The organism is Flexivirga sp. B27, assembly GCF_052905685.1.
The window spans coordinates 519,445-545,358 of sequence record NZ_JBPYUM010000001.1 but is presented as its reverse complement, the minus strand read 5'-3'; the positions used below and the strand labels follow the sequence as shown (position 1 = coordinate 545,358).

22 protein-coding genes and 1 riboswitch are annotated in these 25,914 nt (G+C 68.9%); of the genes, 16 read left to right on the top strand and 6 right to left on the bottom strand.

Annotation, left to right across the window (positions count from 1 at the left end):
- Genes ACSZL9_RS02630 through ACSZL9_RS02615 form a run of 4 tightly spaced genes read left to right on the top strand, consistent with a single transcriptional unit; the run spans position 1 to position 4,387 of the window.
- The gene (locus tag ACSZL9_RS02630; RefSeq protein ID WP_446663907.1) at positions 1-609 is read left to right on the top strand and encodes a DUF5998 family protein; all 609 of its coding nucleotides are present in this window, start codon (positions 1-3) and stop codon (positions 607-609) included.
- Positions 606-1,757, top strand: a complete 1,152-nt coding sequence (locus ACSZL9_RS02625; RefSeq protein WP_446663906.1) for an alkaline phosphatase family protein — start codon at positions 606-608, stop codon at positions 1,755-1,757. Before ACSZL9_RS02630 ends, ACSZL9_RS02625 begins: the two co-directional genes overlap by 4 nt.
- A 28-nt stretch (positions 1,758-1,785) precedes the next feature.
- Positions 1,786-2,511, top strand: a complete 726-nt coding sequence (locus ACSZL9_RS02620; RefSeq protein ID WP_446663905.1) for a thymidine kinase — start codon at positions 1,786-1,788, stop codon at positions 2,509-2,511.
- A gap of 7 nt (positions 2,512-2,518) precedes the next feature.
- Positions 2,519-4,387: an MFS transporter gene (locus ACSZL9_RS02615; protein ID WP_446663904.1), complete on the top strand. Its 1,869-nt coding sequence runs from the start codon at positions 2,519-2,521 to the stop codon at positions 4,385-4,387.
- Here the strand turns inward: ACSZL9_RS02615 and sepH are convergent, their stop codons facing one another.
- Entirely contained in the window at positions 4,388-5,878 is a 1,491-nt protein-coding gene (sepH, locus tag ACSZL9_RS02610; protein WP_446663903.1) for a septation protein SepH, read from the bottom strand.
- Positions 5,879-6,130: 252 nt separating this feature from the next.
- Between sepH and ACSZL9_RS02605 the strand changes: the two genes are divergently transcribed.
- The 5 genes from ACSZL9_RS02605 to ACSZL9_RS02585 all read left to right on the top strand — a co-directional run bounded on the left by ACSZL9_RS02605 (position 6,131) and on the right by ACSZL9_RS02585 (position 9,994).
- Entirely contained in the window at positions 6,131-7,288 is a 1,158-nt protein-coding gene (locus ACSZL9_RS02605; RefSeq protein ID WP_446663902.1) for a ferrochelatase, read from the top strand.
- A gap of 6 nt (positions 7,289-7,294) precedes the next feature.
- Positions 7,295-8,155 (top strand): inositol monophosphatase family protein, encoded by an 861-nt coding sequence (locus ACSZL9_RS02600; protein WP_446663901.1) that lies wholly within the window; start codon positions 7,295-7,297, stop codon positions 8,153-8,155.
- 173 nt (positions 8,156-8,328) lie between these two features.
- The gene (locus ACSZL9_RS02595) at positions 8,329-8,628 is read left to right on the top strand and encodes a DUF4193 domain-containing protein (protein WP_446663900.1); all 300 of its coding nucleotides are present in this window, start codon (positions 8,329-8,331) and stop codon (positions 8,626-8,628) included.
- An 89-nt stretch (positions 8,629-8,717) separates the two neighbouring features.
- On the top strand, positions 8,718-9,611 hold the full coding sequence (locus ACSZL9_RS02590; RefSeq protein ID WP_446663899.1) for a DUF3710 domain-containing protein: 894 nt from the start codon (positions 8,718-8,720) through the stop codon (positions 9,609-9,611).
- A gap of 5 nt (positions 9,612-9,616) precedes the next feature.
- Complete coding sequence (locus tag ACSZL9_RS02585) at positions 9,617-9,994, top strand: OB-fold nucleic acid binding domain-containing protein (protein ID WP_446663898.1); 378 nt, start codon at positions 9,617-9,619, stop codon at positions 9,992-9,994.
- 45 nt (positions 9,995-10,039) lie between these two features.
- On the opposite strand, the gene ACSZL9_RS02580 is transcribed toward ACSZL9_RS02585, so the two are convergent.
- Together ACSZL9_RS02580 and ACSZL9_RS02575 are read right to left on the bottom strand one after the other, a co-directional pair.
- Positions 10,040-10,741 carry a potassium channel family protein gene (locus ACSZL9_RS02580; protein WP_446663897.1) on the bottom strand — a complete coding sequence of 234 codons (702 nt, stop codon included), beginning with the start codon at positions 10,739-10,741 and terminating at the stop codon, positions 10,040-10,042.
- Between the two features lie 37 nt (positions 10,742-10,778).
- The gene (locus ACSZL9_RS02575) at positions 10,779-11,441 is read right to left on the bottom strand and encodes a potassium channel family protein (protein WP_446663896.1); all 663 of its coding nucleotides are present in this window, start codon (positions 11,439-11,441) and stop codon (positions 10,779-10,781) included.
- A 193-nt stretch (positions 11,442-11,634) separates the two neighbouring features.
- Between ACSZL9_RS02575 and ACSZL9_RS02570 the strand changes: the two genes are divergently transcribed.
- From ACSZL9_RS02570 to ACSZL9_RS02550, 5 genes are all read left to right on the top strand, one after another.
- Positions 11,635-13,638 carry an APC family permease gene (locus ACSZL9_RS02570; protein ID WP_446663895.1) on the top strand — a complete coding sequence of 668 codons (2,004 nt, stop codon included), beginning with the start codon at positions 11,635-11,637 and terminating at the stop codon, positions 13,636-13,638.
- Positions 13,635-14,870, top strand: coding sequence for a class I SAM-dependent RNA methyltransferase (locus tag ACSZL9_RS02565; protein WP_446663894.1), 1,236 nt, complete (start codon positions 13,635-13,637; stop codon positions 14,868-14,870). Before ACSZL9_RS02570 ends, ACSZL9_RS02565 begins: the two co-directional genes overlap by 4 nt.
- A 40-nt stretch (positions 14,871-14,910) precedes the next feature.
- The gene (locus ACSZL9_RS02560) at positions 14,911-15,471 is read left to right on the top strand and encodes a TIGR03086 family metal-binding protein (protein WP_446663893.1); all 561 of its coding nucleotides are present in this window, start codon (positions 14,911-14,913) and stop codon (positions 15,469-15,471) included.
- Positions 15,472-15,634: 163 nt separating this feature from the next.
- On the top strand, positions 15,635-18,310 hold the full coding sequence (gene acnA, locus ACSZL9_RS02555) for an aconitate hydratase AcnA (RefSeq protein WP_446663892.1): 2,676 nt from the start codon (positions 15,635-15,637) through the stop codon (positions 18,308-18,310).
- Between the two features lie 177 nt (positions 18,311-18,487).
- Positions 18,488-19,834, top strand: coding sequence for a peptidase C39 family protein (locus ACSZL9_RS02550; RefSeq protein ID WP_446663891.1), 1,347 nt, complete (start codon positions 18,488-18,490; stop codon positions 19,832-19,834).
- 62 nt (positions 19,835-19,896) lie between these two features.
- On the opposite strand, the gene ACSZL9_RS02545 is transcribed toward ACSZL9_RS02550, so the two are convergent.
- The 3 genes from ACSZL9_RS02545 to ACSZL9_RS02535 all read right to left on the bottom strand — a co-directional run bounded on the left by ACSZL9_RS02545 (position 19,897) and on the right by ACSZL9_RS02535 (position 22,657).
- The gene (locus tag ACSZL9_RS02545) at positions 19,897-20,595 is read right to left on the bottom strand and encodes an energy-coupling factor transporter transmembrane component T family protein (protein WP_446663890.1); all 699 of its coding nucleotides are present in this window, start codon (positions 20,593-20,595) and stop codon (positions 19,897-19,899) included.
- On the bottom strand, positions 20,592-22,028 hold the full coding sequence (locus tag ACSZL9_RS02540) for an ABC transporter ATP-binding protein (protein WP_446663889.1): 1,437 nt from the start codon (positions 22,026-22,028) through the stop codon (positions 20,592-20,594). The genes ACSZL9_RS02545 and ACSZL9_RS02540 overlap by 4 nt, the downstream gene beginning before the upstream one ends.
- Positions 22,025-22,657, bottom strand: coding sequence for an ECF transporter S component (locus ACSZL9_RS02535; protein ID WP_446663888.1), 633 nt, complete (start codon positions 22,655-22,657; stop codon positions 22,025-22,027). The genes ACSZL9_RS02540 and ACSZL9_RS02535 overlap by 4 nt, the downstream gene beginning before the upstream one ends.
- Positions 22,648-22,750, bottom strand: a riboswitch (TPP riboswitch). It overlaps the preceding gene by 10 nt.
- Before the next feature lie 140 nt (positions 22,751-22,890).
- Here ACSZL9_RS02535 and dxs point away from each other — a divergent pair.
- Positions 22,891-24,765, top strand: a complete 1,875-nt coding sequence (gene dxs / locus ACSZL9_RS02530) for a 1-deoxy-D-xylulose-5-phosphate synthase (RefSeq protein WP_446663887.1) — start codon at positions 22,891-22,893, stop codon at positions 24,763-24,765.
- Positions 24,762-25,910, top strand: a complete 1,149-nt coding sequence (locus ACSZL9_RS02525; RefSeq protein ID WP_446663886.1) for an aminoglycoside phosphotransferase family protein — start codon at positions 24,762-24,764, stop codon at positions 25,908-25,910. Before dxs ends, ACSZL9_RS02525 begins: the two co-directional genes overlap by 4 nt.
- Positions 25,911-25,914 lie beyond the last annotated feature (4 nt).

The following is a 25,914-nucleotide window of genomic DNA, read 5'->3' as shown; positions in this document are numbered from 1 at the left end:
ATGTCTTCGTCCAGCAAGCAGATCACCGCGTCGGCGCTGCCGACCGGGCTCCTCGCCGACATCGAGCAGGCGGGTTACTTCCCGCTGCTGGTGGCCGACGTCGTCGCCGCCGCGGTCGGCACCGAGAGCATCGCATCGCACCTGGTGCACGCGGAGACCACCATCGACAACGAGACGGTCCGTCGCCACGTGACGGTGTTCGCGCTGACCGGCACCCGGCTGATCCTCGCGCACGCCGACGACCATTCACCGACCCCCGACTCTCCGGTGCAGCACCTGGGCATGGTGGCGACAGCCACCAGCGAGACCGTCCCGTTGTCCTGCGTCCGCGGCGTCATGCTCGGTCGGGTCGTGCCCGATCCTGAGCGGTATGTCGAGGGGACTTTCGGGCGTGAGGTGACGCTGACGATCTCCTGGGGCGCGGTCTCCCGGGTCGACCTGCTGCCCGCCAACTGTGCCGACCCGACCTGCGACGCCGACCACGGCTACGAAGGCACCATCACCGGTGACGACGTCACCGTGCGGGTCAGCGCCGACGCCGACGGCGACGCCAATCTGCAGCAGGCACAAGTGTTCTCGACGGCGTTGTCCGCCGCCATCGGCCGGTGAGGGACGCGACGCCGCCGTCATACGACGGGCGGGGCCTGGCCGGCGTGCTGCCACGAGTAGTGGCGTCCCTCGACGGTCCGCAGCTGCCGGCCGCGGCTTCGACGACACCGTTGCCCGCCGCCAAGCGCGCGGTGGTGGTCCTCGCGGACGGCCTCGGCGCCGACCTGCTCCGTCGCCGCTCGGGTCATGCACCGTTCCTGAGAGCGGCGACAGCGAAGCAGGACCCCGCCATACCCGCGGTGCTGACCGCAGGGTTCCCGTCGACGACGGCCACCAGCATGGGCACGTTCGGCACCGGACTGCCGCCCGGCGCACACGGACTGGCCGGCTACCAGGTGCGGGTGCCGGGCAGCGACCGGCTGTTCAACGAGCTGGACTGGATCGACGGACCCGATCCGCAGCAGTGGCAACCACATCCGACGGTCTTCGAGCAGGCCGGTGCCGGCGACATACCGGTCACCATGGTGGGCCCGACGAAGTTCGACGGGTCCGGACTCACGACGGCCGCGCTGCGCGGCGCCCGGTTCGCGGGTGCACGCGACCTGGGAGCGTGCGTGGACGCAGCGGTGCGTGCGGTGCGGGCGACGCCGCGAGCGCTGGTCTACCTCTACTGGGGCGAGGTGGACCGCACCGGACACCAGCACGGTTGCGAGTCCTGGCAGTGGGGTGAGGCCGTGGAGCAGCTCGACGGTGAGCTGCGCCGGCTGCGGGCGATGCTGCCGGACGACACGTCGCTGACGGTGACCGCCGACCACGGCATGGTCGATGTGCCCGACAGCGCCAAGACCGACGTCGCACTCGACCCCGAGCTGCGGGCCGGTGTCGAGCTGGTCGGCGGCGAGCTGCGCGGGCCCCAGCTCTACTGCACGCCGGGTGCGGCAGCCGATGTCGCAGCTGTCTGGACGGACCGTGTCGGCGACGACGGGTGGGTGATGACCCGGGAGGAAGCTGCCGACAGGGGGCTGTTCGGCCCGGTCGATCCCGAGGTGCTGCCCCGCTTCGGCGACGTCATCGTCGCGGTGCATGCACCGATCGGCTTCGTCGACAGCCGGGTGATGAATCCCCGGATCATCGCGCTGATCGGCCAGCACGGCTCGCTCACCGATGCCGAGCAGCAGGTGCCCTTCATCCATCTGCCTGCTCGCTGAAACCCGGTGACCCATAAGGTGTTCGACCGTGGCTGAACTCGTCTTCTTCTCCGGCACCATGGACTGCGGCAAGTCCACACTCGCGTTGCAGATGGATCACAACCACCGGGCACGCGGCCGCAGGGGGCTGGTCTTCACCAAGCTCGACCGAGCCGGTTCGGCGGTGCTGTCCTCACGGCTGGGCCTGTCGCACGAGGCGATCGAGGTGGACGACAACCTCGACTTCTGGGAGGTCGTCGTGGAGCAGGCGACCGGCGGACGGGTCATCGACTACCTGATCTGTGACGAGGCCCAGTTCTACACGCCGCTGCAGGTCGAGCAACTCGCACGGTTGGTCGATGAGATGGGCATCGACGTCTTCACCTTCGGCATCACGGCAGACTTCCGCGCCCAGCTCTTCCCGGGGTCGAGGCGACTGATCGAGCTGGCCGACCGCACGCAGGTCCCGCAGGTCGAAGCCCTGTGCTGGTGCGGCAAGCGCGCCACCCACAACTCTCGTGTCGTGGACGGCGACATGGTCGTCGAGGGTGAGCAGGTGGTCGTTGGCGACACCGGCGCCGGCAGCCCGGCCGTCGTGGAATACGAAGTGCTCTGCCGCCGGCACTACATGCGCCGAATGACGTCGCACGCCGCCCGTGCGCAGTCGGCCTCGGCGGAAGCCCTGCCCTTCGACCTGGACCTGTGCCCGCTGCCCGGCCTGCATCCCCGCGAGACCGATGCCGCTGCCGCAGATCACCGGGCGAACTTGGCATGATGGACACATGAGAGGCGACGGACGTTCTGGGAGGCAACGTCGCCGCGACGAACGTGAGCGGGCCTTCACCGAGCCGGTGCAACGGCAAACACCGGGCAAAACACCGGGCACGACACCGCGCACCCGGCCGATGCCGCCCGCCCAGCGACGGGCGCCGCGCGCGGCATACCCGCCCGCAGGCGAGCAACGACCGCCGCGCGCGCAGCAACCCGAGCCCACCTCCAACGGCGATCAGCATCGGCAGCCGCCCGACGACTCCACCCAGCAGACCGACCAGCACGGAGGTCGCGACACGGCGCTCGCCGCCGGCCGCGGGGTGGTCCGCGGCGCCGGCGCGATGGCGCGCCTGACCGCCACCGCCAGCAAGAAGACGGTGTATGCCGCCCGCAAGGCCAGCGAGGCCCAGGGTGCGGGGGAGAGCGGCCTGGCGCGGCTGATCCAGGTCCATGCGTTCAGCTCCGCCGGTGACGCCGCATTGACGATCGGCCTGGCCGGCACGGTGTTCTTCTCGGTGTCCTCGGCGCAGGCCAAGAGCCAGGTGCTGTTCTTCCTGTGCTTCACGATGCTGCCGTTCGCGGTGCTGGCGCCGCTGATCGGACCGTTGCTGGACCGCTTCAGCCACGGTCGCCGTTGGGCGATCGGTTTCACCCTCGCCATCCGAGCCTTCCTGTGCTGGGTGCTGGCGGGCGCCATCGCGGACGATTCGTTCTGGCTCTTCCCGCTCGCGATGGGTGTGCTCATCGCGTCCAAGGCATATCTGGTCACCCGCTCCGCCGCCGCACCGCGCTTGCTGCCCGATCAGCTGACACTGGTCAAGGCCAACGGCCGGTTGTCCCTGGCCGGCGTGGTGGGCGCCGGTATGGCGGGCGCGCTCGCCGGCGGCGCGGCGAAGTTCGGCGGCGGGGAGTGGGCACTGCGGGTGGCCGCGTTCCTCTTCGCGGTCGGCACGGTGCTGGCCATCCTGCTGCCGCCACGAGTCGACTCGAGCGTCGGTGAGAAGCCGGCGCCGTCCGGACTCACCACAGGGAAGGCGACCGGTCGCGGGATCGGACCGGCCGTCGTCACGGCGCTGCGCGCCAACACCGGTCTGCGCTGGCTGTCCGGCTTCCTGACGATCTTCCTGGCGTTCCTGGTGCGCAGCCACCCGTTCCCGGGCTGGGCCGGCAAGGAGACGCTGCTGCTCGCGCTCGTGCTCGGTGCGGCCGGTGCCGGCAACTCGGTGGGCACCGTGGCAGGTGCCGCGCTGAAGATCGCCTCGCCCAAGATGATCGTGCTGGCGACGCTCGTCGCGGACGCCGTCATGGTCGTGATCGCGGCTGCGCACTTCACCGTGTGGACCGCGACCGCGGTCGGCTTCGTCGCCGGACTCGGGCAGCAGTTGGGCAAGCTCGCACTCGACTCGCAGATCCAGGACACCGTCCCGGAGCACATGCGCACCAGCGTTTTCGGGCGCTCCGAGACCCTGCTGCAGCTGTCCTGGGTGATTGGCGGCATCGTCGCGGTCGCGATCCCGACCAACGCAACCTTGGGCATGATCATCGCTGCGGTGGTGCTGGTCGCCTGGGCGAGCGCAGTGCTGATCTGGAACAGCGGGCATTCGTTGCCGGTGCCCAAGCGGGCCAAGGCGGCGGTGCCACCGGCACCACCGTCGCAACAGTCGGAACAGGCGCAACCGGTCCGGCGTGCGCCTGCCTCGCCGGCACGACCGTCGCAACAGACACAACAGCCGCAGCCGGTCCGGCGTACGCCTGTGCCGCCGCGGCATACCGACGAGGCGGAGACGATCAGCATCCGCCGGGGTCAGGTGCCGCCGCGCAGGGCGGGCGATCACCTCGACGACGACAGGCCGCGACGTAAGCCGGGCGGCTGGCGCTGATCAGTCGCGGCCGGGACGCCGACCGAACATGATGTCGTCCCAGCTCGGCACGCTCGGGCGGCCCTTGCGTGTCGAACTCGGGCGATCCGGGACCACGGTGTGCGAGTCCTGCGGGTCGTCCTTGGGCTTCGGTTTCGGATCCGATGGCGCTGTCGGCTTCGCTGACGTGGAGGGCTCATCATCGCGTGCCGCGTCGGTTTCGGCGTCGGGTGCCGTGTCGGACTCGGGGTCGGACTCGGCGCGAGTCTCGGCATCTTCCTCGAGATCGGCGAACAGATCGGCCGTGCCGGTGACCGGGTCGTGGCCCAGTCGCTCGTTCTCTGCGGACTCGGCGGATTCGGTCGACTCCGCGGAGTCAGTAGTTTCGGTGGACTCAGTGGTCTCTGTGGCCTTGGCAGTCTTGGTGGGCTCCGCAGACTCGCCGGACCCGTTGGACTCCGGTGCCTCGGCGTCCTCCTCGCGAGGGTGTGAGCCGACCGGTGGCGGCGCGCCGGTGGTGTCGAGCTTCTCGCGCGGCGCGGCATCCTCGGGGAAGTCGTGCTCCGGGAAGTCGTCGCCCTGCTGCGCCGGATGTGCCGACGACTTGCCCTTGCGGCGGCGGTTCTTGGATCGTTCGCGCATCGCCGCGACCAGGTCGACCGGTCGTTCGGCGGGCTCTGCCTGCTTCGCGGCCGGCTTCTTCTTGCCCGCCGGTCGCTGCGCGCCGGCACCGGACGGCTCGGGCTGCTGGGGCACCGACGTCGCGGAGGTGCGGCCGCCTCGCACGCGGCGAACCGGGGTGCCCTTGGGGGCGTTGAGGCCACCCTCGGCCTCGACGTCGTAAACGGATGTCTCACGTGCGGACGCGGCCGACAACGGACCGGCCGAGCCTTCGTCCTCACCCAACCAGCGCGCCTCGTCATCGGTCGGGTCGAGGGTGCGGCTGCGCGGGTCGAAGCTCCAGGTAGCGCGGCGCTGCCGACCACCGGCGGGGAAGGAGCACAGCACCGTCCAGCCGCCGTCGCGACCCCGCCAGGAGTCCCACACGATGTCGTCGGGGTCGACGCCCCGCCCGTCGAGCCGACGCTCGACGCGGTCGCCGAAAGTGGTGTCAGCGTCATCGCGGACGCCACCGCTGCCTCTGCTCGCGCCGCCACCCGCACTGCCGCTGACGACGATCGCCCGGGCAAGACCGGCGATGTGCTCGCGTTCGGCGCGGATCGGGCCCTCGTAGCGCTCGACCTTCTCGGTCGTCCATCCGGCGCGCTCGGCGACGTCGGCGACCGAGGCCCCGGCACGCAACAACGCCTGCACGTCGCGGGGGCGCAACTCCTCCGGCACCGGCACGGAGTCGACCGCCGCCGACGGGCCCGCGGCAGCGCGTTTGAGGGCGGTGCGCAGTGCGATGTCGATCGGGACGGTGAACTGCGGCTGCCCGTCGTCAGCTCGGTCGTCGGCAAGAAGCAGGTGCTCGCCGTCGTCGTGGACGCCGATCAGTCGCAACTCCCGCATGTGCGTCTCTCCCAGGTAGCCCGTGGTGCGCCGAGTCCAGCTCGGATCCGTCCGGCATTGCCATGGCGCAGCAGCGTGCGCAGCAATGCCGCAGTCAACCATGCCACGCGGGCACGCGCGCAGACGGCAGGGCACGCCGGTCGCCGCGCCATCCGAGGACGCAGCAGCCGGTCCGATCGCCGGTGTCTGCGCGTCGTACGCTGACGGTGCCGAACGTCCCCACACACCTGCTCACTCGCCAGGAGACAGCCGATGTCCTCGCCGACTGCAGAGCCACCCGCACCTTCGCCCGAACCGTCGCCCGAGGGCCAGCCGACCGCCCTCGAGCCGTATGACGCCGTCCTCGTCCTCTCCTTCGGCGGTCCCGAGGCCGAGGACGAGGTGATGCCGTTCCTGCGACGGGTGACCGGAGGTCGCGGCATACCCGACGAGCGGCTCGCCGAGGTGGCCGAGCACTACTACGCCCGTGGCGGCCGCAGCCCGATCAACGACCAGACGCGCGCGCTGCGTGATGCGATCCGTGCCGAGCTACGCCGCCGCGGCTTCTCGACCCCGGTGCTGTTGGGCAATCGCAACAGTGAGCCGTTCCTCGCCGACGTGCTGCGCGGTGCGCAGGAGTCCGGCGCCCAGCGGGTGCTCGTGGTGACCACGAGCGCCTACTCGTCATACAGCTCCTGCCGGCAATACCGAGAGGACATCGCGGAGGCGCTCGAGCAGCTCACCGACGATGGCCGCACGCTGCAGGTCGACAAGATCCGGCAGTACGCCACCCACCCGAGCTTCGCGCGGGTCAACGCCCGGCTGGTGACCGACGCGGTCCGGGAGATCGGCCAGGAGGACGACGACAAGCTCCGCGTGGTGTTCGTGACCCACTCCATCCCGACCGCGATGGACGACACGTCCGGTCCGGGCGACGGCGAGGGCAACCTCTACGAGCACCAGCACGACGAGATCGCGCACGTCATCCTCGACGAGGCCGGCATCACCCTGGACCGCAACCTGTCCGGTGCGCTGGTCTACTGCTCCCGGTCCGGCCGCCCGGAGCAGCCGTGGCTGGAGCCGGACATCAACGACCACCTGCGGCAGCTCGCCGACAGCGGCGTCACCGATGTCGTCGTCGCGCCGATCGGCTTCGTGTCCGACCACATGGAGGTCGTGCACGACCTGGACACCGAGGCTGCCGAGACCGCAGCCGAGGTCGGGCTGCAGATGAAGCGGGTGCCGACGGTCGGCACCGACGCGGAGTTCGTGATGGGTCTGGTGGACCTGGTCGAGGAGCGCGCCGCCGAAGCACGCGGCGAGCGGGTCGACGCGCTCGCCTGGCCGGGCGAGGCGATGCCCTCGACCTGCGCACCCGGATGTTGCCCCAACCTGCGGATCGCCAAACCAGCAGCTTGTGGAAGGGACTGAGCACCCGTGGCCGACGAGATGACCGACCAGCTGCCGGACGATGCACCGCAACTGTCCGCGGACCAGGTCGCCGAGTTGGAGCAGATCGCCTGCACCGTGGCACGAGCGTCCGGGGACCTCATCGTCGACGAGCGGCCCGACCATCTCGGCGTCGCCGCGACCAAGAGCACCGCGACCGACATCGTGACCGAGATGGACAAGCGCAGCGAGGAGCTGCTGCGCAACCGACTGGCCACAGCGCGCCCCGGCGACGGTCTGCTCGGCGAGGAGGGCGCCTCCAGGGAGTCCGAGACCGGCATCACGTGGGTCGTCGACCCCATCGACGGGACCGTCAACTACCTCTACCAACTGCCGGCGTACGCCGTGTCGGTCGCAGCGTGTGTCGGTGACGTCCACACGCCGGGTGCCTGGCGCACGGTCGCGGGAGCGGTGTGCAACCCGAAGACCGACGAGCTCTTCCACGCCGGCCTCGGCAGGGGGGCGTTCCTGGAGCATGCCGGCCGCAGCATCGCGCTCGCGGTGACCGCACAGGACGACCTCGCGCTGAGCCTGGTCGCGACCGGCTTCGGCTACGACGTCGACAAGCGCAAGTGGCAGGCCGGGATCGCCGCTGAGCTGCTGGGCCACGTGCGTGACATCCGACGCGCCGGCAGCGCCGCGATAGACCTCTGCTCGGTCGCCGCGGGCAGGCTCGACGGCTTCTACGAGGCCGGCCTCAACCCGTGGGATCTGGCCGCCGGCTGGCTCGTCGTGACCGAAGCCGGCGGCGTCGTGCAGGGCCCGGCGGGCGGAGCTCCGTGTGCCGACCTGGTGGTCGCCGGAGGGCCCGCGCACGTCGCTCAGCTCGCGCCCCTGGTCGACCGCTGAGCAGGTCGCGGAACAAACAGGGGACCCCGCGTGTTCCGGCCGTCAACAGATGAGGCAAAATCCCGGCGGTCCGGGCACAAATCGGGGGTCTTCAGCGTTATTGCGCGCGAGGGACGCTGTATTTGCCGCCCGTGAGTGCACACAGGGCGACGAGGAGACGGGAAAGGCACGCAATGGCAACAGATTATGACGCTCCACGAAAGACCGACGATGACATCGAGAACGACTCGATCGAGGAGCTGAAGGCACGGCGCAACGACAAGAGCACCGCAAACGTCGACGTCGACGAGACCGAGCAGGCCGAAGGATTCGAGCTGCCCGGTGCCGACCTGTCCGGCGAGGAGCTCTCGGTGCAGGTCGTGCCGCGGCAGAACGACGAGTTCACCTGCTCACGATGCTTCCTGGTCCACCACCGCAGCCAGCTGGCCAAGGAGGTCGGCGGACTGCCGGTCTGCACCGAGTGCGCGGCCTGATCTCAGGCTGCGACACTGAAACCGGGGCAACCCCCGGTCACCACCGTTGAACGACGAAACCGACAACCAGCAAAAGGGGCACGAGCGCAGTGGGAATCTTCCGGCGTAAGGCCAAGGACGCCGACGCAGGGGCCGACCCGGCCGACGGCACCACCGAGGCCGAGCAGGACACCGAGGTCGACCAGACGGACGAGACCGGTGACCCCGCTGTGGACGACGCTGCCGAGGCCGCGGGCTCGCAGGACACGGACGACTCGGCTGACGCTGATGCCGACGCCGAGACCGCCCGGTTGCCCCGCCCCTACGACCTCGACCGCTCCGACGGACCGTTCGACCGGTCCGAGGTCGACAACCTGGACGAGCACCTCGACTTCGGTGCCGTGGCGATCACCCCCGTGGCAGGGATGGAGTTGCGGCTGGACGTCGACGACGCCGGTCAGGAGATCACCGGCCTGACCGCGGTGGTCGAGGGCGCCGCATGTCAGTTGCAGGCGTTCGCCGCTCCCAAGAGCAAGGGCGTCTGGGACGACATACGCGACGAGATCGCCGACAACCTGCTCGGCGGGGGTGGCACCGCCGAGGAGAAGCTCGGTCCGCTCGGCATCGAGTTGCACACACGGATGCCCACGCAGGGCGCCGACGGCCGCACGACATACGCACCGGTGCGCTTCGTCGGTGTCGACGGACCCCGGTGGTTCCTGCGTGCGGTGCTGTCCGGCAACGCGGCGATCGACGAGGCCGTGGGGGACCAGCTGGTGCAGTTCCTGCGCGGCACGGTGGTCACCCGCGGCAGCGAGCCTCGGGCGCCGCGCGAGATGCTGCCGCTGCAGATCCCGCAGGACGTGCAGTCTCAGGTCGACGCCGAAGCCGCCGCGGCGGAGATCGACCCCAACGCCAAGCCGGACCAGACGGGGGACAAGTCGGACACCGCCGACGACTTCAAGCCGTTCGAGCGCGGCCCTGAGATCACTGAGGTTCGTTGACCGAGATGAGCTGGAAGACATCACTGGGCAAGGTCACCGACCGACTGACCAAGTCGGACGAGATGCTGGAGAGCGACGACCTGCAGGCGACGACCCGCAAGCTCGGTGCGACGCCCATCTGCGACGCAGCGGATCGTTCGATCTCGTGCTGCTGCGGCACCGTCCGCAGCGTGAGCCTGCGTCCCCGCGCCGACGCCGTGCCGGCGATGGTTGCCGACCTCGACGACGGCAGCCGGACCATGAATCTCGTCTGGCTCGGCCGCCGCAAGATCACCGGCATCGAGCCGGGCACCTACCTCAAGGTCACCGGCCGCGTTACCTACATCAAGGGCGTCCCGACGATCTTCAATCCGTCCTACGAGATCAAAACGGGCGTGCACTGAGTTTTCCTGCGCGCCTCCTCGCGCGGGAGTGGCTGGGTGGGCGAGTTAGTCGTCGCCTGCGGGGGAGTGGGTACGGATCTGCTCCGCGGGACGACCGGTCAGCACGGCACCCAGCGACTGCTCCGCCTCCGGCGTCGCGAGCAGCAGCAGCTCGTCGAGCGCCTCGATCGCGTCGTACTGACCGGGCGCGATCGGCTTCTCGTCCCTGATGATGCCGACGAGCACGCACTCCGGCGGCAGCTGCAGTTGCCCGACGGCGACCCCGACATTGGGGCTGTCGATCGGGACGGTGATCTCGACCATCGTTGCCTTGCCCTGCTGGAACTGAAAGAGCCGCACCAGGTCACCGACACTGACAGCCTCCTCGACTAGGGCGGTCATCAGCCGTGGCGTCGACACAGCCACGTCCACGCCCCAGGCCTCGTCGAACATCCACTCGTTTCGGGGGTTGTTGACCCGGGCGACGGTGCGGTTGATCCCGAACTCCGTCTTGGCGAGCAGTGAGACGACCAGGTTGACCTTGTCGTCACCGGTGGCGCAGACGACGACCTCGCAAGTCTCCAGGCCGGCTTCGCTCAAGGTCGAGATCTCGCACGCGTCGGCGAGCAGCCACGACGCGTCGGGCACCAGGCCGGAGCGGTTCTCGTCGGCATACTTGTCGATGATCAAGACTTGGTGACCGCGCAGGATCAACTCACTGGCGATGGAACGTCCCACGCTCCCGGCTCCGACGACAACAACGCGCATCTGACGAATCTCCTTGGAATTGCAGCTGTTTCGTGGCTCAGTCGACTGGCTTGACGGACTTGAGGACGTCCTCGATCTCCTGCACGCGCGACGTCGGCAGGCTCAGGTGCAGCAGGTCGCCCTCCTGGAAGACCGCGTCGGCTTCCGGGATCATCCCGTCGCCGAGTCGGGTGAGGTAGGTGACCCGCGAGCCGGTCGCGTCCTCGATGCGCTGCAGCGGAGTGCCGATCCACGACGGGTGCGGCGGGATCTCGGCGATCATGATCTTGCCGCTGGCGTCGGTGTGCTCGGGCAGCGCGCCCATCGGCAGGATCTTGCGCACCATCTGGTCGCTGGTCCAGCGCACGGTCGCAACGGTCGGTATGCCGAGACGCTCGTAGACCTCGGCGCGTCCCGGGTCGTAGATGCGGGCCACGACCTGCTTGACACCGAAGGTCTCGCGGGCGACCCGCGCAGCCAGGATGTTGGAGTTGTCACCGCTGCTGACCGCGGCGAACGCATCGGCTTCCTTGATGCCGGCACGCAGCAGCGTCTCCCGGTCGAAACCGATGCCGGGGATGCGCAGACCGTCGAAGCCCGGGCCGAGGCGACGGAACGCTGACTCGTCGCGGTCGATGACCGCCACGCGGTGTCCGTGCTTCTCCAGACTCACGGCAAGCATGGAGCCCACACGACCACAACCCATGATCACGAAGTACACGAAGCAGACGCTACCGGAGTGCGCCCGTCGCACTTGCAGCACGGGCGGCGCACGCGGCAGTGACCACGGCGGGGTGCGGGTCCGATGCGAGAGCGTGCGCGCGGATACGTGTCACGACCCTGTGACGAAGATCGCTCAAGTCGTATTTCGGAGCGGTCGGCGGGAGCGGTGAACAGTCCTACACTTGCCGGTTGTGTCTGGCACAAGTCGCGCGCTGAAGCGCCTCGTCGTCGGCCGCGCGATGCGCAGCGACAAATTGGGTGAAACGCTTCTTCCCAAGAAGCTGGCGTTGCCCATCTTCGCCAGTGACGCGCTGTCCTCGGTGGCCTACGCGCCCGACGAGATCCTGCTGACGCTCGGCCTGGCCGGCGGCTCCTTCGCCTTCACCCACTCGTGGCACATCACCCTCGGGGTCGTGTGCGTGATGGCCGTGGTCGTGGCGTCATACCGGCAGAACGTCCACGCCTATCCGTCCGGCGGCGGCGACTACGAGGTCGCGACCACCAACCTCGGACCCAAGGCCGGGCTGACCGTCGCGGCCGCGCTGCTGGTCGACTACACGCTGACCGTCGCCGTGTCGATCGCGTCGGGTGTGCAGAACGCCGCCTCGGCGCTGCCCTTCCTGCACGGTCACGAGGTCATCGTGGCCGTGCTGCTGATCGTCGCGTTGACCGCGATGAACCTGCGCGGTGTGCGCGAGTCCGGCAGCTTCTTCGCCATACCCGTCTATTTGTTCATGCTCGGCGTGATCGGGCTCGCGATCGTCGGCGTCACCCGCAAGCTGCTCGGTGACCTGCCTGCCGCGGAGAGCGCGAAATTCACCCTCGCGCCGCAGCCGCACATGGACACGCTGTCGCAGGTCGCCGTGGTCTTCCTGCTGCTGCGAGCGTTCTCCAGCGGTTGTGCGGCACTGACCGGTGTCGAGGCGATCTCCAACGGCGTGCCCGCGTTCAAGAAGCCCAAGAGTAAGAACGCCGCATCGACGCTGCTGCTGATGGGCTCGATCTCGGTGGTGATGCTGGTGTCGATCGTGACGCTGGCGAACTGGACCGGCATACACATCCAGGACCCGGACCACCCGGGCAACCTGCTCTTCCACGGCAAGCCGGTCACCGGCTACGACGAGGACACCGTGCTGGGGCAGCTGTCCCACGCGGTCTTCCAGGGCTTCCCGCCCGGTGTGCTCTTCCTGGCGATCGTCACCGGTGTGATCCTGGTGCTGGCGGCCAACACGGCGTTCAACGGTTTCCCCGTGCTCGCCTCCATCCTGGCCAGGGACGGGTGGCTGCCGCGGCAGCTGCACACCCGTGGTGACCGGTTGGCCTACTCCAACGGCATCCTGATCCTCGCCGGCGTCGCCATGCTGCTGATCGTCGTGTATGACGCGGAGCCGACCCGCCTCATCCAGCTCTACATCGTCGGCGTGTTCGTGTCCTTCACGACCAGTCAGATCGGCATGATCCGGCACTGGAACCGCAACCTGCGCGCCTCGGATCCGCCGACCTCGCCTTCCCGGATGAAGCGGGCGCGGGTGATCAATGCGATCGGCGCGGTGATGTCCGGCACCGTCCTGGTCGTCGTGCTGCTGACGAAATTCACCCACGGTGCGGGTTATGCGGTGGCCGCGATGGTCGTGCTCTTCGCACTGATGGTGCAGATCCGCCGGCACTACACGCACGTCAGCGAGGAGCTGCAGCTGTCGGAGTCGGCAGACGACCAGTTGCTCCCGTCGCGGGTGCACGCCGTGGTGCTGGTGTCCAAGCTGCACAAGCCGGCGATGCGCGCACTGTCCTACGCGATGGCGACCCGGCCGTCGGTGCTCGAGGCCATCACCGTCGAGGTCGACCCCGAGGAGACCAGGGCGTTGCAGGACGAGTGGGACCGACGCGACATCCCGGTGACGTTGAAGATCATCGCGTCGCCATACCGGGAGATCACCCGGCCGATCATCAAGTATGTCAAGACGATTCGTCGCGACAGCCCGCGCGATGTCGTGATGGTCTACATCCCGGAGTATGTCGTCGGCCGGTGGTACGAGCAGCTGTTGCACAACCAGTCCGCGCTGCGGCTGAAGTCGCGCCTGCTCTTCACGCCCGGCGTCATGGTGGCCAGCGTGCCGTGGCAGTTGCGCTCCAGCCAGGGGCACGAGACGCGGTATGACGGGCCGGCGCCCGGCTCGGTCCGGAGGGGCCGATGAGCAGTCAGCTGGTCGGCCAGGAATTCGAGCTGGAGGTCGGCGACGTCGCCCACGGAGGGCATTGCGTTGCGCGGCACGATGGCCGGGTGATCTTCGTCCGGCATGCACTGCCCGGGGAGCGGGTCGTCGCGCGTGTCACCGACGGCGGCACGACCTCGCGCTTCCTGCGGGCCGACGCAGTGCGGGTGCTGCAGGCCTCGCCCGAGCGGCGCTCGGCGCCGTGCCGGTTCGCCGGCCCGGGCGGGTGCGGCGGTTGCGACTGGCAGCACACCTCGGCCGCGTTCGGCCGGGAGCTCAAGGCGCGGGTCGTGCGTGAGCAGCTGCAGCGGCTCGCGGGGATCGACTGGTCCGGATCCGTCGAGCCGGTGCCGGGCGACGACGACGGACTGCGCTGGCGGACCCGTGTGGAGTTCGCGGCAGACCCCGACCGTCGGCTCGGCCTGCGCAAGCACCGCTCGCACGAGGTGGTCCCGGTCGACGACTGCTTGATCGCGGTCCCCGAGATCGCCGCCACCGGACTGCTCGACGAGCCCGCCGAGCCGGGCTCGACCGGCGTCGACGTGGCGGTGGCGTCGGACGCGGAGGTCGTGGCCGTCGACCTGCCGGTGGACGATTTGGACGACTCAGCCGTCCCGCAGGTCGTCGAGAGTGTCACACCTGCCGGTGTCTCAGGTCGCGAATTCCGTGTCGCCTCAACGGGTTTCTGGCAGGTGCACCCTGGCGCGGCGGCGACGTTCGTCAGCGCGGCCCTCGACGGTCTGCAACCGCAGGCGGGGGAGCAGGTGCTCGACCTGTATGCCGGGGTCGGTGTCTTCACGGCGTTCCTCGCCGATGCGGTCGGCTCGACCGGCCGTGTGCTGGGCCTGGAGGGTGACGCCCGTGCTGTGCGCGACGGCGGCCCCAACCTGGGCGGACTGGACCATGCGTCGTTGCGGCGTGCCGACATCGGCCGGGGCGCGTGGAGCCGCGTCGTTGATGCCCGGCTCGACCGGGTCGACCTGGTCGTGCTGGACCCGCCGCGCTCCGGAGCCGGACGTGCGGTGATCCGGGACGTCCTGGCACGAGGGCCGCGTCGGGCGGCATACATCGCATGTGACCCGGCAGCGCTCGCCCGTGACCTGTTGTATGCCGCGGACGCGGGTTATGAAGTCGTCTCGCTCCGGGCGTTCGATGCGTTCCCGATGACGCACCACGTCGAGTGTGTGGCGATCCTGGCGCCTGCCGATCGCTAGGAGCGGCCCGGCACGACCGGCACAGTGGCATGCTCGAACCATGAGCGCAGAGATGAGCCAGATCTTCGCCCTCGGACAGGCGACGACGACGTTGAGCCGACTGGTGAGCGCAGTGCGCGACGACCAGCTGGAGTTGCCGACGCCCTGCTCGGAGTGGACCGTTGCGGACCTGCTGGCTCACATCCACCAGTTCGCCAGTGTGTTCACGACGAACGCGGCGAAGCAGCCGCCGAACCCGCCCGAGACACTCGTGGCCGACTGGCGCACCGCGATCCCACGTGCACTCGACGAACTCGCGGCGGCGTGGCAGGACGAATCCGCCTGGCAGGGAACGGTTTCCGCAGGTGGAGTGGAGATGGACGCCGCCGACAACGCCGTTGTTGCGGCCGAGGAATTGTCCTTGCACGCCTGGGATCTGGCACGAGCGACGGGGCAGGAGCTCGACCTCGATGACGCGAGCCTCGACCGGGTCGACACGTTCTTCGACCGCTTCGGTTCGTCGGCGTGGGGTGAGCAGGCCGAGGCGCCCACCGACGCGACCCGGGCGGAGCGAGCCGTCGCGCGCGCCGGACGTGATCCGCGCTGGATCGCGCCGCGCTGAGCCGGTGGGGTGAGAGGTGGGAAGTGGCAGTATCGAGAGCGTGTGGCGTGGCCCGAGCGGGAGTTAGGCAGACCTTCGCTGAAGCAGGGCGGCGCGCTGTGATTAACTTATCTTGACGTCAAGATAAAGCCGTCCACCAGTGCTGAGAGACGAAGGAGTCGGCGTGAGCACGAATAGTTTCGGAGCGAAGGACACGCTCGCAGTAGGCGAGAAGTCCTACGAGATCTACCGCTTGGACAAGGTCGAGGGCAGCAAGAACCTGCCGTTCAGCCTGAAGGTCCTGCTCGAGTGCCTGCTGCGCACCGAGGACGGCGCGAACATCACCAAGGACCACATCAACGCGCTCGGCCAGTGGGACGAGACCGCGAACCCCAGCACCGAGATCCAGTTCACGCCCGCCCGCGTGATCATGCAGGACTTCACCGGCGTGCCGTGTGTGGTCGACCTGGCCACCATGCGTGAGGCCGTCAAGGACCTCGGCGGCGACGCCAAGAAGATCAACCCGCTGGCACCCGCCGAGATGGTCATCGACCACTCCGTCATCATCGACGTCGCCGGTCGCCCCGACGCCTTCGAGAAGAACGTCGAGATCGAGTATGGCCGCAACCGCGAGCGCTACCAGTTCCTGCGCTGGGGCCAGACGGCGTTCGACGACTTCAAGGTCGTCCCGCCGGGCACCGGCATCGTCCACCAGGTCAACATCGAGCACCTGGCCCGTGGGGTCATGACGCGTGAGAGCGGCGAGAACGGCGCTGTTCAGGCCTACCCGGACAGCTGCGTCGGCACCGACAGCCACACCACCATGGTCAACGGCCTCGGCGTCCTCGGCTGGGGCGTCGGCGGCATCGAGGCCGAGGCAGCCATGCTCGGCCAGCCCGTCTCGATGCTCATCCCGCGCGTCGTCGGCTTCAAGCTCACCGGTGAGATCCCTTCCGGCGCAACGGCAACCGACGTCGTGCTGACGATCACCCAGATGCTGCGTGAGCACGGTGTGGTCGGTAAGTTCGTGGAGTTCTACGGCGACGGTGTCGCCTCGGTGCCGCTCGCGAACCGCGCCACCATCGGCAACATGAGCCCCGAGTTCGGCTCCACCTGTGCGATCTTCCCGGTCGACGACGTCACGCTGGACTACCTGCGCCTGACCGGTCGCCCGGACGAGCAGGTCGCGCTGGTCGAGGCCTACGCCAAGGAGCAGGGCCTCTGGCACGACCCGAGTGTCGAACCGCGCTTCTCCGAGAAGCTCGAGCTGGACCTGTCCACCGTCGTCCCGTCGATCGCCGGCCCGAAGCGTCCCCAGGACCGCATCGTGCTCAGCGACGCCAAGGACCAGTTCAACCTGGACATCAAGAACTACGGCGTCCAGGGCGACTACCGCGAGACGCAGGTGCAGCCCGCCGAAGGCCCGGCATACGGCCTGAAGGACGGCGCCGTCGTGATCGCCTCTATCACCAGCTGCACCAACACGTCCAACCCGTCGGTGATGATGGCCGCTGCGTTGCTGGCCAAGAACGCCGTCGAGAAGGGCCTGACGGTCGCGCCGTGGGTCAAGACGTCGATGGCACCCGGCTCACAGGTCGTCACCGGCTACTACGACAAGGCCGGCATGTGGCCCTACCTGGAGAAGCTCGGCTTCTACCTGGTCGGCTACGGCTGCACCACCTGCATCGGCAACTCCGGCCCGCTGGCCGACGAGATCTCCGAAGCGGTGCAGAAGGACGACCTGACCGTGGTCTCGGTGCTCTCGGGCAACCGCAACTTCGAGGGCCGCATCAACCCCGACGTGAAGATGAACTACCTCGCGTCCCCGCCGCTGGTCATCGCCTACGCGCTGGCCGGCACGATGAACTTCAACTTCGACACCGACCCGCTCGGCCAGGACGAGCAGGGCAACGACGTCTTCCTCAAGGACATCTGGCCGAACCCGGACGACGTCGAGTCCACGATCGCCTCCTCGATGGACCGCGACATGTTCATCAAGGACTACGCCGACGTCTTCGCCGGTGACGAGCGCTGGCAGTCACTGCCGACGCCCGAGGGCGACATCTTCGAGTGGGACGCCGACTCGACATACGTCCGCAAGCCTCCGTACTTCGAGGGCATGGGCAAGACCCCGGAGCCGCTGCAGGACGTCACCGGCGCCCGGGTCCTGGCCAAGCTGGGTGACTCGGTCACGACCGACCACATCAGCCCGGCCGGTTCGATCAAGGGCGACAGCCCCGCGGGCAAGTACCTCAAGGACCACGGCATCGAGCGCAAGGATTTCAACTCCTACGGCTCGCGGCGCGGCAACCACGAGGTCATGGTGCGCGGCACCTTCGCCAACATCCGGTTGCGCAACCAGCTGCTGGACGACGTCGAGGGCGGCTTCACCCGCGACTTCACCGCCGGTGGCGAGCAGACCACGATCTTCGACGCCGCGCAGAACTACGAGAAGGCCGGCATCCCGCTGGTCGTGCTCGCCGGCAAGGAGTACGGCACCGGCAGCTCGCGTGACTGGGCCGCCAAGGGCACCGTGCTGCTGGGTGTGAAGGTCGTCATCGCCGAGTCGTTCGAGCGCATCCACCGGTCCAACCTGATCGGCATGGGCGTGCTGCCGCTGCAGTTCCCCGAGGGCGAGAACATCGAGTCCCTGGGTCTGTCCGGCACCGAGACGTTCGACGTCACCGGCATCACCGGGCTCAACGACGGCATCCCGTCGACCATCCACGTCGCCGCCACCAAGGAGGACGGCTCGAAGGTGGAGTTCGACGCGGTCGTCCGCATCGACACACCCGGTGAGGCCGACTACTACCGCAACGGCGGCATCCTGCAGTACGTTCTGCGGCAGCTGGTCGACTGACGGTCACCGCTACCCGGATGAAGGGCCCCACGCGTTTCGGCGCGTGGGGCCCTTCATTTGTTCCAGGCTCTTCGCCCCGTGCGGAAAGAATTTGCGCCGAATCGACAATGGCGACCGTCGTTTACGAGACACTTGTCAGGCCGCTCACCCCGTCCGCGGCTCGAAGGAGTCTGTCCCATGTCCGATCGTTCCGGGTTGATCGTCAGCAGCCACCTGCCGACCCCCAACCGCCGCCAGGTCTTGCTGGGAAGCGCGGCGGCCAGTGGTGCCCTCCTGTTCGGTGCTCCGGTCGCCTCCGCGGCTTCGCAGGCCGCCGCGGCGTCCCCGCGGCACATCCGCTACCACCGCTTCACCGGTGCCCAGGCGTGGGCGCACGGCAGGGGCGCCGGCGTCCACTTCGACCAGCACGGGCTGCGCATCTCCCGGCCGTCGGGCACCCGCGAATTCGCCGACCCCACAGTCGAAAACGCACCGACCAAGACCTATGACGTCAGCACCTGGACCTCCGGGTGGCGCACCAGCGGCTTCGGGCTGACCGAGCTGATCAGCTCCTGGAACGCCGACACCCCGAACGGCACCTGGATCGAGGTCGACGTGCGCGGGCACGTCGACGACGGCACGCTCACCGACTGGTTCGTGCTCGGCCGGTGGTGCAGCAACGATTTGGAGCAGGGTGGCGCCATACAGCGTCAGACGGTGGACGGTCAGGGCACCGACTACGCCACGGTGTGGACCGACACGTTCCACATGTATGACGGCCACACGCTGTCCGACTTCCAGCTGCGCGTGCAGTTGCTGCGCCCCCACGGCACGTCGCTCACACCGACGGTGCGCTTCCTCGGAGCCGTGGCCTCGGCGTTGCCGGACGACGCGACGATCCCGGTCAGCAAGTTCACGCTCGGACGCGAGCACATCCTGGATGTGCCGACCTTCTCCCAGGAGACGCACATCGGGCAATACCCGCAGTGGGACAACGGGGGAGAGGCGTGGTGCTCGCCGACGTCGTCGGCGATGGTGCTGTCCTACTGGGGCGGTGGTCCGACCAAGGCCGACATGTCGTGGGTCGACCCGGCATACGCCGACCCGGAGGTCGACTTCGCCGCCCGCAACACCTACGACTACGTCTACGAGGGTTGCGGCAACTGGCCGTTCAACACGGCATACACCTCCCGCTACGGCCTGGAGGGGTTCATCACCCGGCTGCGCAACCTTGCCGAGGCCGAGCCGTTCATCGCTGCCGGCATGCCGGTGATCACCTCGGTCTCCTTCAAGAGCTCCGAGCTGGACGGCGCGGGTTACTCGACCAACGGTCACCTGATGGTGCTCGTCGGCTTCACCGCCGACGGCGACCCGGTGATGAACGACCCGGCGTCGCACCTGATCCCCGACAACAACGAAGTCCGCGTCACCTACAAGCGCGAGCAGTTCGAGAACGTCTGGGTGCCCCACAGCGGCGGCACGGTCTACATCAACCACCCGCCGAAGCTCCGGCTGCCGCAGGCGCCGGGCGAAGCCAACTGGTGAGACGTAGGTGATCGAGTAGCCGGGGGAGCGCAGCGGCGGAGGCGTATCGAGATCCTGCGGCGTCAGGCCAGCCGCAGCGCCAGCGGTATGCCGATCGTCACCAACACAGCCACGGTGACGACGGCGCTGTCCCGCCGGGACCAGGGTGAGGGTTCTGCCCAGGTGCGCTGCTGTGCCGTGGCGAAGCCGCGCGCATCCATCGCGAGGGACAGCTGAGTGGCGCCACGCATCGCGGACACCAGCAGCCCGAATGCCAGCGGCCCGGTCGTTGCGGCCCGTGCGATCGGACCGCCGGCCGGGCCGAACCCGCGGATCCGTCGCGTCCGCTGCAGCTGGTCCCAGGTCTCTCCGAGCCGGTCGAAGCGGGTCAGCGACGCTGCGAACGCGCCGACGAAACGCGCTGGCAACCGGAGGTTCTGGGCGAGCGCGTCGCCGAACCGCATCGGGTCGATGAACGCTGCGACGACGGCGCCGGGCAGTGCGAGCACCAGGATCCGTCCGGCGGCGGTCGTGGCCGTCGTCGGGTCGTGCCCGCCCAGCAGCCAGGACGACCACCACAGGGACACGGCGGCGAATCCGACGGCGAAGAGCCGCCAGCGCAGCGGCCGCCAGGACGGCACGCAGGCGACAGCCAGCACGGCATACACCGCGACGACCAGGAGCGCGGTCATCGGCCGGTCGACGAGGAACGACCCGATGATCGCGGTGAACCCGAAAGTCAGCAGGGCGAGCGGATTGGCTTGCGGCATCAGCTGTTTCATCCGACGGCCTGCCCGTCCTTGACGTGTATGACGTCATCGGCCCGCAGCACCAACGACTCGTCGTGGGTGGCGACACCGACCGTCGCACCGGCGTCCCGGGCGGCCAGCGCCCACCCGGTGACGGCAGCCCAGGTGTTGCGGTCCTGACCGACCGTCGGCTCGTCGAGCAGGACGACGCCGGGACGGTGGGCCAGGGCCGCGATCACCGCGAGCCGGCGCTGTTCACCACCGGACAACTGGAAGGGGTTGGCGCCTGCGAGGTGCTCCAGGTGCAGCAGCTCCAGCAGCCCGTCGACGTCGACCGATTTGCCCAGAACACCTGCGGTGCAAGCGACTTCGTCGCGCACGGTGTTGCGCAGGAAGCCGTGCTCGGGGTTCTGCGGCACGAAACCGGCGGCAGCGGCCAGTGCCTTGGAGCGCCGGCGAGCCAGCGTCGGCTCGACTCCGGTGATCTCGCCGCCGCTGGGACGCAGCAGTCCGGCAAAGGCCGCGAGCAGCGTCGACTTCCCGGCGCCCGACGGGCCGACCAGTGACGTCATACGCCCGGGGCGTAGCGCGGTGCTCGCGCCGTCGAGTGCGCGATGGGTGAGCGTGCCGTGCAACGACCGGGTCGACAGGTCGACCTGCAGTGACTCGGCACGCAGCTCCGGACCCGGCCGGTCAGGCGTGACCCACTCGGCATCGACCTGCACGGGTGTCGGGTCCGGCACGCCCGGCATCCAGACACCGGCCCGGACCATCCGCTCGGTGTGCTCGGCGGTGAACCGGGTCGGCGTCGTGTCGGCGACCACCCGGCCGCGCTCCAGCACGACCACCCGGTCGCAATGCCGCAGCCACGGTCCGATGCGGTGCTCGACGACGAGGGTCGTCGCACCGACCGCGCGCGCCGCGTCCAGGACGCAGCGGCGCACGACGTCCGAGGTCTCGGCGTCGAGCATCGAGGTGGGTTCGTCCAGCAGCAGGAGCCCGGGCCGGATCGCCAGCACGCCCGCGAGTGCCAGGCGCTGCAGCTCACCGCCGGAGAGCGCGGAGGTGGGGCGCGCGACGTCATACCGCAGGCCGACCCGGTCCAGGCCGTCGTGCACGCGTCGCCAGATCTCCTCGCGGGGGAGGGCGAGGTTCTCCGGCCCGAACGCGACCTCCCGGCCGACGGTTGCAGCGACGATCGAGTCCGCGGGATTCTGCAGCAGCAGGCCCGCCGGTGCGTCCACTTCGACGGTGCCGGCGAGATCCCCGGGCACGGCCTCGCCGAGCAGGCCGGCCAGTGCCCGCAACACCGTGGACTTACCGGCGCCGCTGCCGCCGGCGAGCAGCACCATCTCGCCGGGGGAGAAGCTCAGGTCGAGTCCGCTGATGACCTCGTGGCGGCGCCCCAGGGGGCGCCAACCGAAACCTGAGATCCTTGCGTGCGCCCCGGCGGTTGCCCCGCTCACACCGCGTTGCGGGCGTGGTGCTCACGACCCGCGCCGAAGGCGTCCAGGACGCCGGTCGCGGCCAGTGCGCGCACCAGCAGCCAACCCACGACTCCGGCCAGCACGGCCCCGGATAGGACCGTGCAACCGAGATAGGCCAGCTTGTAGTTCCAGGTCCAGACCGAGTAGTAGCTGTGCCACTCGTAGAGCACGACCTCGAAGACCGCCGCCATCGCGCCGCCGAGGGCGGCGATGGTCAGTCCGAAGCGCTTGTAGAGCAATAACGCGAGCACGACCTCGACGCCGAGGCCCTGCAGCAACCCGGAGACCAGGGTGCCCGTGCCCCACTGGTTGCCGATGAGCATTTCGACCGAGGCGGCGATGAGCTCGGCCGCGACGGCTGCGCCGGGCTTACGGACGACGAGACCGCCGAGGACGCCCGCGATCAGCCAGGGGCCGACGAGCAGGCCGACGGCGGGCGGGGTCGCGAACAGCGCCAATGTGCTGATGCCGTTCCAGGCCTGCGACCAGCCCCAGAAGACGACACCGGACGCGACGCCGAGCGTTGCGACGGTGACCAGGTCGATAGTGCGATAACGAAGTAGCGAGGTGGTGGTGGCCCGTTCCCCGGGCGCGCTGACAGTCGTCATGAAGAACTCCCTTCGCCGGTGCTAACCGGAGCAGGTTCGAGGGTCTGCGGCGAGCCGCACTCTCAGCGCCGAAGCGCTCCCCTGTCTGATGTGTCTGTATTTCCAAGTGCCAACGCTACCAGCGTCGGGGTCGTGCAACCGAAGTGAGCCGTCGGACGTCCTTGCTCGGTCAGCGCCGACCCGGCGCGTAGACTCGATCGACGCGTAATCGAGAACGGAAGGCGCGAACTGAAGTGGGACTGCTGGACACGATTTCCTCACCCGAGGACCTGCGACGGCTTCCGGCAGAGCGCTTGGACGAGTTGGCCACTGAGATCCGGGCGTTTCTCGTGGAGTCGGTGTCGCGCACCGGCGGTCACCTCGGCCCCAACCTGGGAGTCGTGGAGCTGACGCTCGCGATCCACCGGGTCTTCGAGTCGCCCACGGACTCCATCGTTTTCGACACCGGTCACCAGTCCTACGTGCACAAGCTGCTCACCGGGCGGCACGACTTCTCCAAGCTCAAGAAGCAGGGCGGCCTGTCCGGCTATCCGTCACGCGCTGAGTCCGAGCACGACATCGTCGAGAGCTCGCACGCGTCGTCCTCGCTGTCCTGGGCCGAGGGCATCGCCAAGGCTCGCGTGCTGAGCGGGGAGCCGCATCGTCATACCGTCGCGGTGATCGGTGACGGCGCACTCACCGGCGGTATGTCGTGGGAGGCGATCAACAACATCGCGGTCGAGCGTGACCTGCCGCTGGTCATCGTCGTCAACGACAACGAGCGCAGCTACGCGCCGACGATCGGTGGACTCGCCGACCACCTCGCGGCGCTGCGGACCACGCGGAAGTACGAGCAGATGCTCGACTGGGGCAAGACCACGCTGAAGGGTGTGCCGAAGGTCGGCGGTCTCGCCTACGAGACGCTGCACGGCGTCAAGCGCGGCATCAAGGACATCGTCTATCCGCAGCAGGGCATGTTCGAGGACCTGGGCATCAAGTATGTCGGGCCGGTCGACGGGCACGACGAGGGTGCGGTCGAGCAGGCGCTGCGTCGGGCGCGGGCGTTCGGCGCGCCGTGCATCGTGCACGTCATCACCGAGAAGGGACGCGGCTACCAGCCCGCGCTGGACGATCTGGCCGATCACATGCACGGCATCGGCAAGATCAACCCGGAGACCGGGCTGCCCTTCGAGGTGGCGGGCCGCATCTGGACCGACGAATTCAGTGACGAGATGGTGCGGTTGGGAGCGGAGCGCACGGATCTGGTCGCCATCACCGCGGCGATGATGATCCCGGTCGGCCTGGACAAATTCGCCGAGGTCTACCCGCAGCGGGTGATCGACGTCGGCATCGCCGAGCAGCATGCGGTGACGATGGCGTCCGGGTTGGCGTATGGCGGCATGCACCCCGTCGTCGCGGTCTATGCGACCTTCCTCAACCGGGCGTTCGACCAGATGCTGATGGACGCCGGACTGCATCACGCCGGAGTGACGTTCGTGCTCGACCGGGCAGGCGTGACCGGTTCGGACGGTGCCTCGCACAACGGCATGTGGGACATGTCGATCTGCTCCATCGTGCCCGGTCTGCGACTGGCGGCACCGCGTGACGGCGAGCAGGTCAAATCGCAGCTGCGAGAAGCAGTCTCGGTCAACGACGCGCCCACAGTGATCCGCTTCCCGAAGGGAGACGTCGCTGAGCCGCTGGCCGCGGAGCGCACTGACGGAGCCGTGGACGTGCTGCGCGACGCGACAGACCCGGAGATCATGATTGTCGGTGTCGGGTCGATGTGCCCGACAGCGCTGCAGGTTGCGGAAAAGCTTGAGGCTCAAGGGCATTCGACGCTCGTCGTCGACCCGCGATGGGTGCTTCCGGTCTCCGAGGACGTCGTGCGTATGGCGCGCTCGGTGCAGCACGTCGTGGTCATCGAGGACAACCTCGTCACTTCGGGTGTTGGAGTCGCGACCGCGCATGCGCTGAGTGCGGCGGAGGTCACTGCTCGGGTGCACACCTTCGGCATACCCAAGGAATACCTGGAGCACGCCTCACGTGGTCAGGTGCTCGAGGCGATCGGCCTGACCCCCGACGTCATCGGCACGCGACTGATCGCGCGCTTCGCCGCTCACGCGTGACAGCCGACAACCAGACCGGTCGAGTGCCGCAGGAGTCCCAAGCTGGTCGAGTGCCGGAGGAGCATGCGGGTCGAGTGCCGCAGGAGCCACAAGCTGGTCGAGTGCCGGGGGAGCGCAGCGGAGGAGGTGTAGCGAGACCGGCGACCGGCCAACTCTCGAATTCCGAGCGCTGGCAGACCGATTCGTGGCGCCGCGAAGCCACCCGCTGGATCGACGAGTCCCTCGAGCGCCGCGGCCTGACGCGTGTCCCGGTGACACCACGCCAGCCCCGTGTGCGGCCGTGGTCCACGCAGCTCGTCGTCGACACCTCTGCCGGGCGCGCGTGGTTCAAGGCATGCTCACCGAGCACCTCACCCGAGCCCGCGATCTACCGCGTGCTGACCGGAGTCGCCCCTGACCGGGTGCCGGAGATCTGGGCATCGGACGAGGAGCGTGGCTGGTTGTTGATGCCCGATCAGGGCGCGTTGTTGCGCGCGGTTGCCGACGCCGAGACGATCGTCGGCCTGTGGTCCGGTGTGCTCCGCCGCTACGCCCGGCTGCAGCGTGCCTCGATCGATGTGGTCGACGACCTGGTGGGCGGCGGTGTGCCGAGGTGGGACCCGCAGAGCCTGGTGACGCACTGGCTCGAAGGGCGCGGAGCCCACGTTCCGGAGACCGAACGTCCGCTGCGCGAGGCAGCCGCCCGGCTTGCCGACTCCGGCCTGCCGGAGACGATCCAGCACAACGATCTGCACGCGGGGAACGTCTTCTGCGCCGACGGCTCACCGGCCGCCATACACGATGCGCGGTTCTTCGACTGGGGCGACGCGTATGTCGGAAATCCGTTGTGTTCGTTGATGATTGCTCTTCAGGGGCCGTCATACCACTTCGGTCTCCCGGATGACCCGGAGCGCGACGCACGGCTGACGCGCGCCTATCTGTCGGCGTGGGCGGACCTGGTGCCGAGTGCGCAGCTGAAGGAGCTGCTGCCAGATGCCACGCTCATCGCGTGCCTTGCCCGAGTGCGTGCCAACGGGCGTGCCCTGCAGTACGCGACCGACGCCGAACGTGTCGAGTGGACCCCGAAGATCGTCGATCCGGTCATCGAGCAGATCCAGGTCGCGCTGGGCATCGAACGACAGGTGGACACCGACGACGCCGACTGACGTT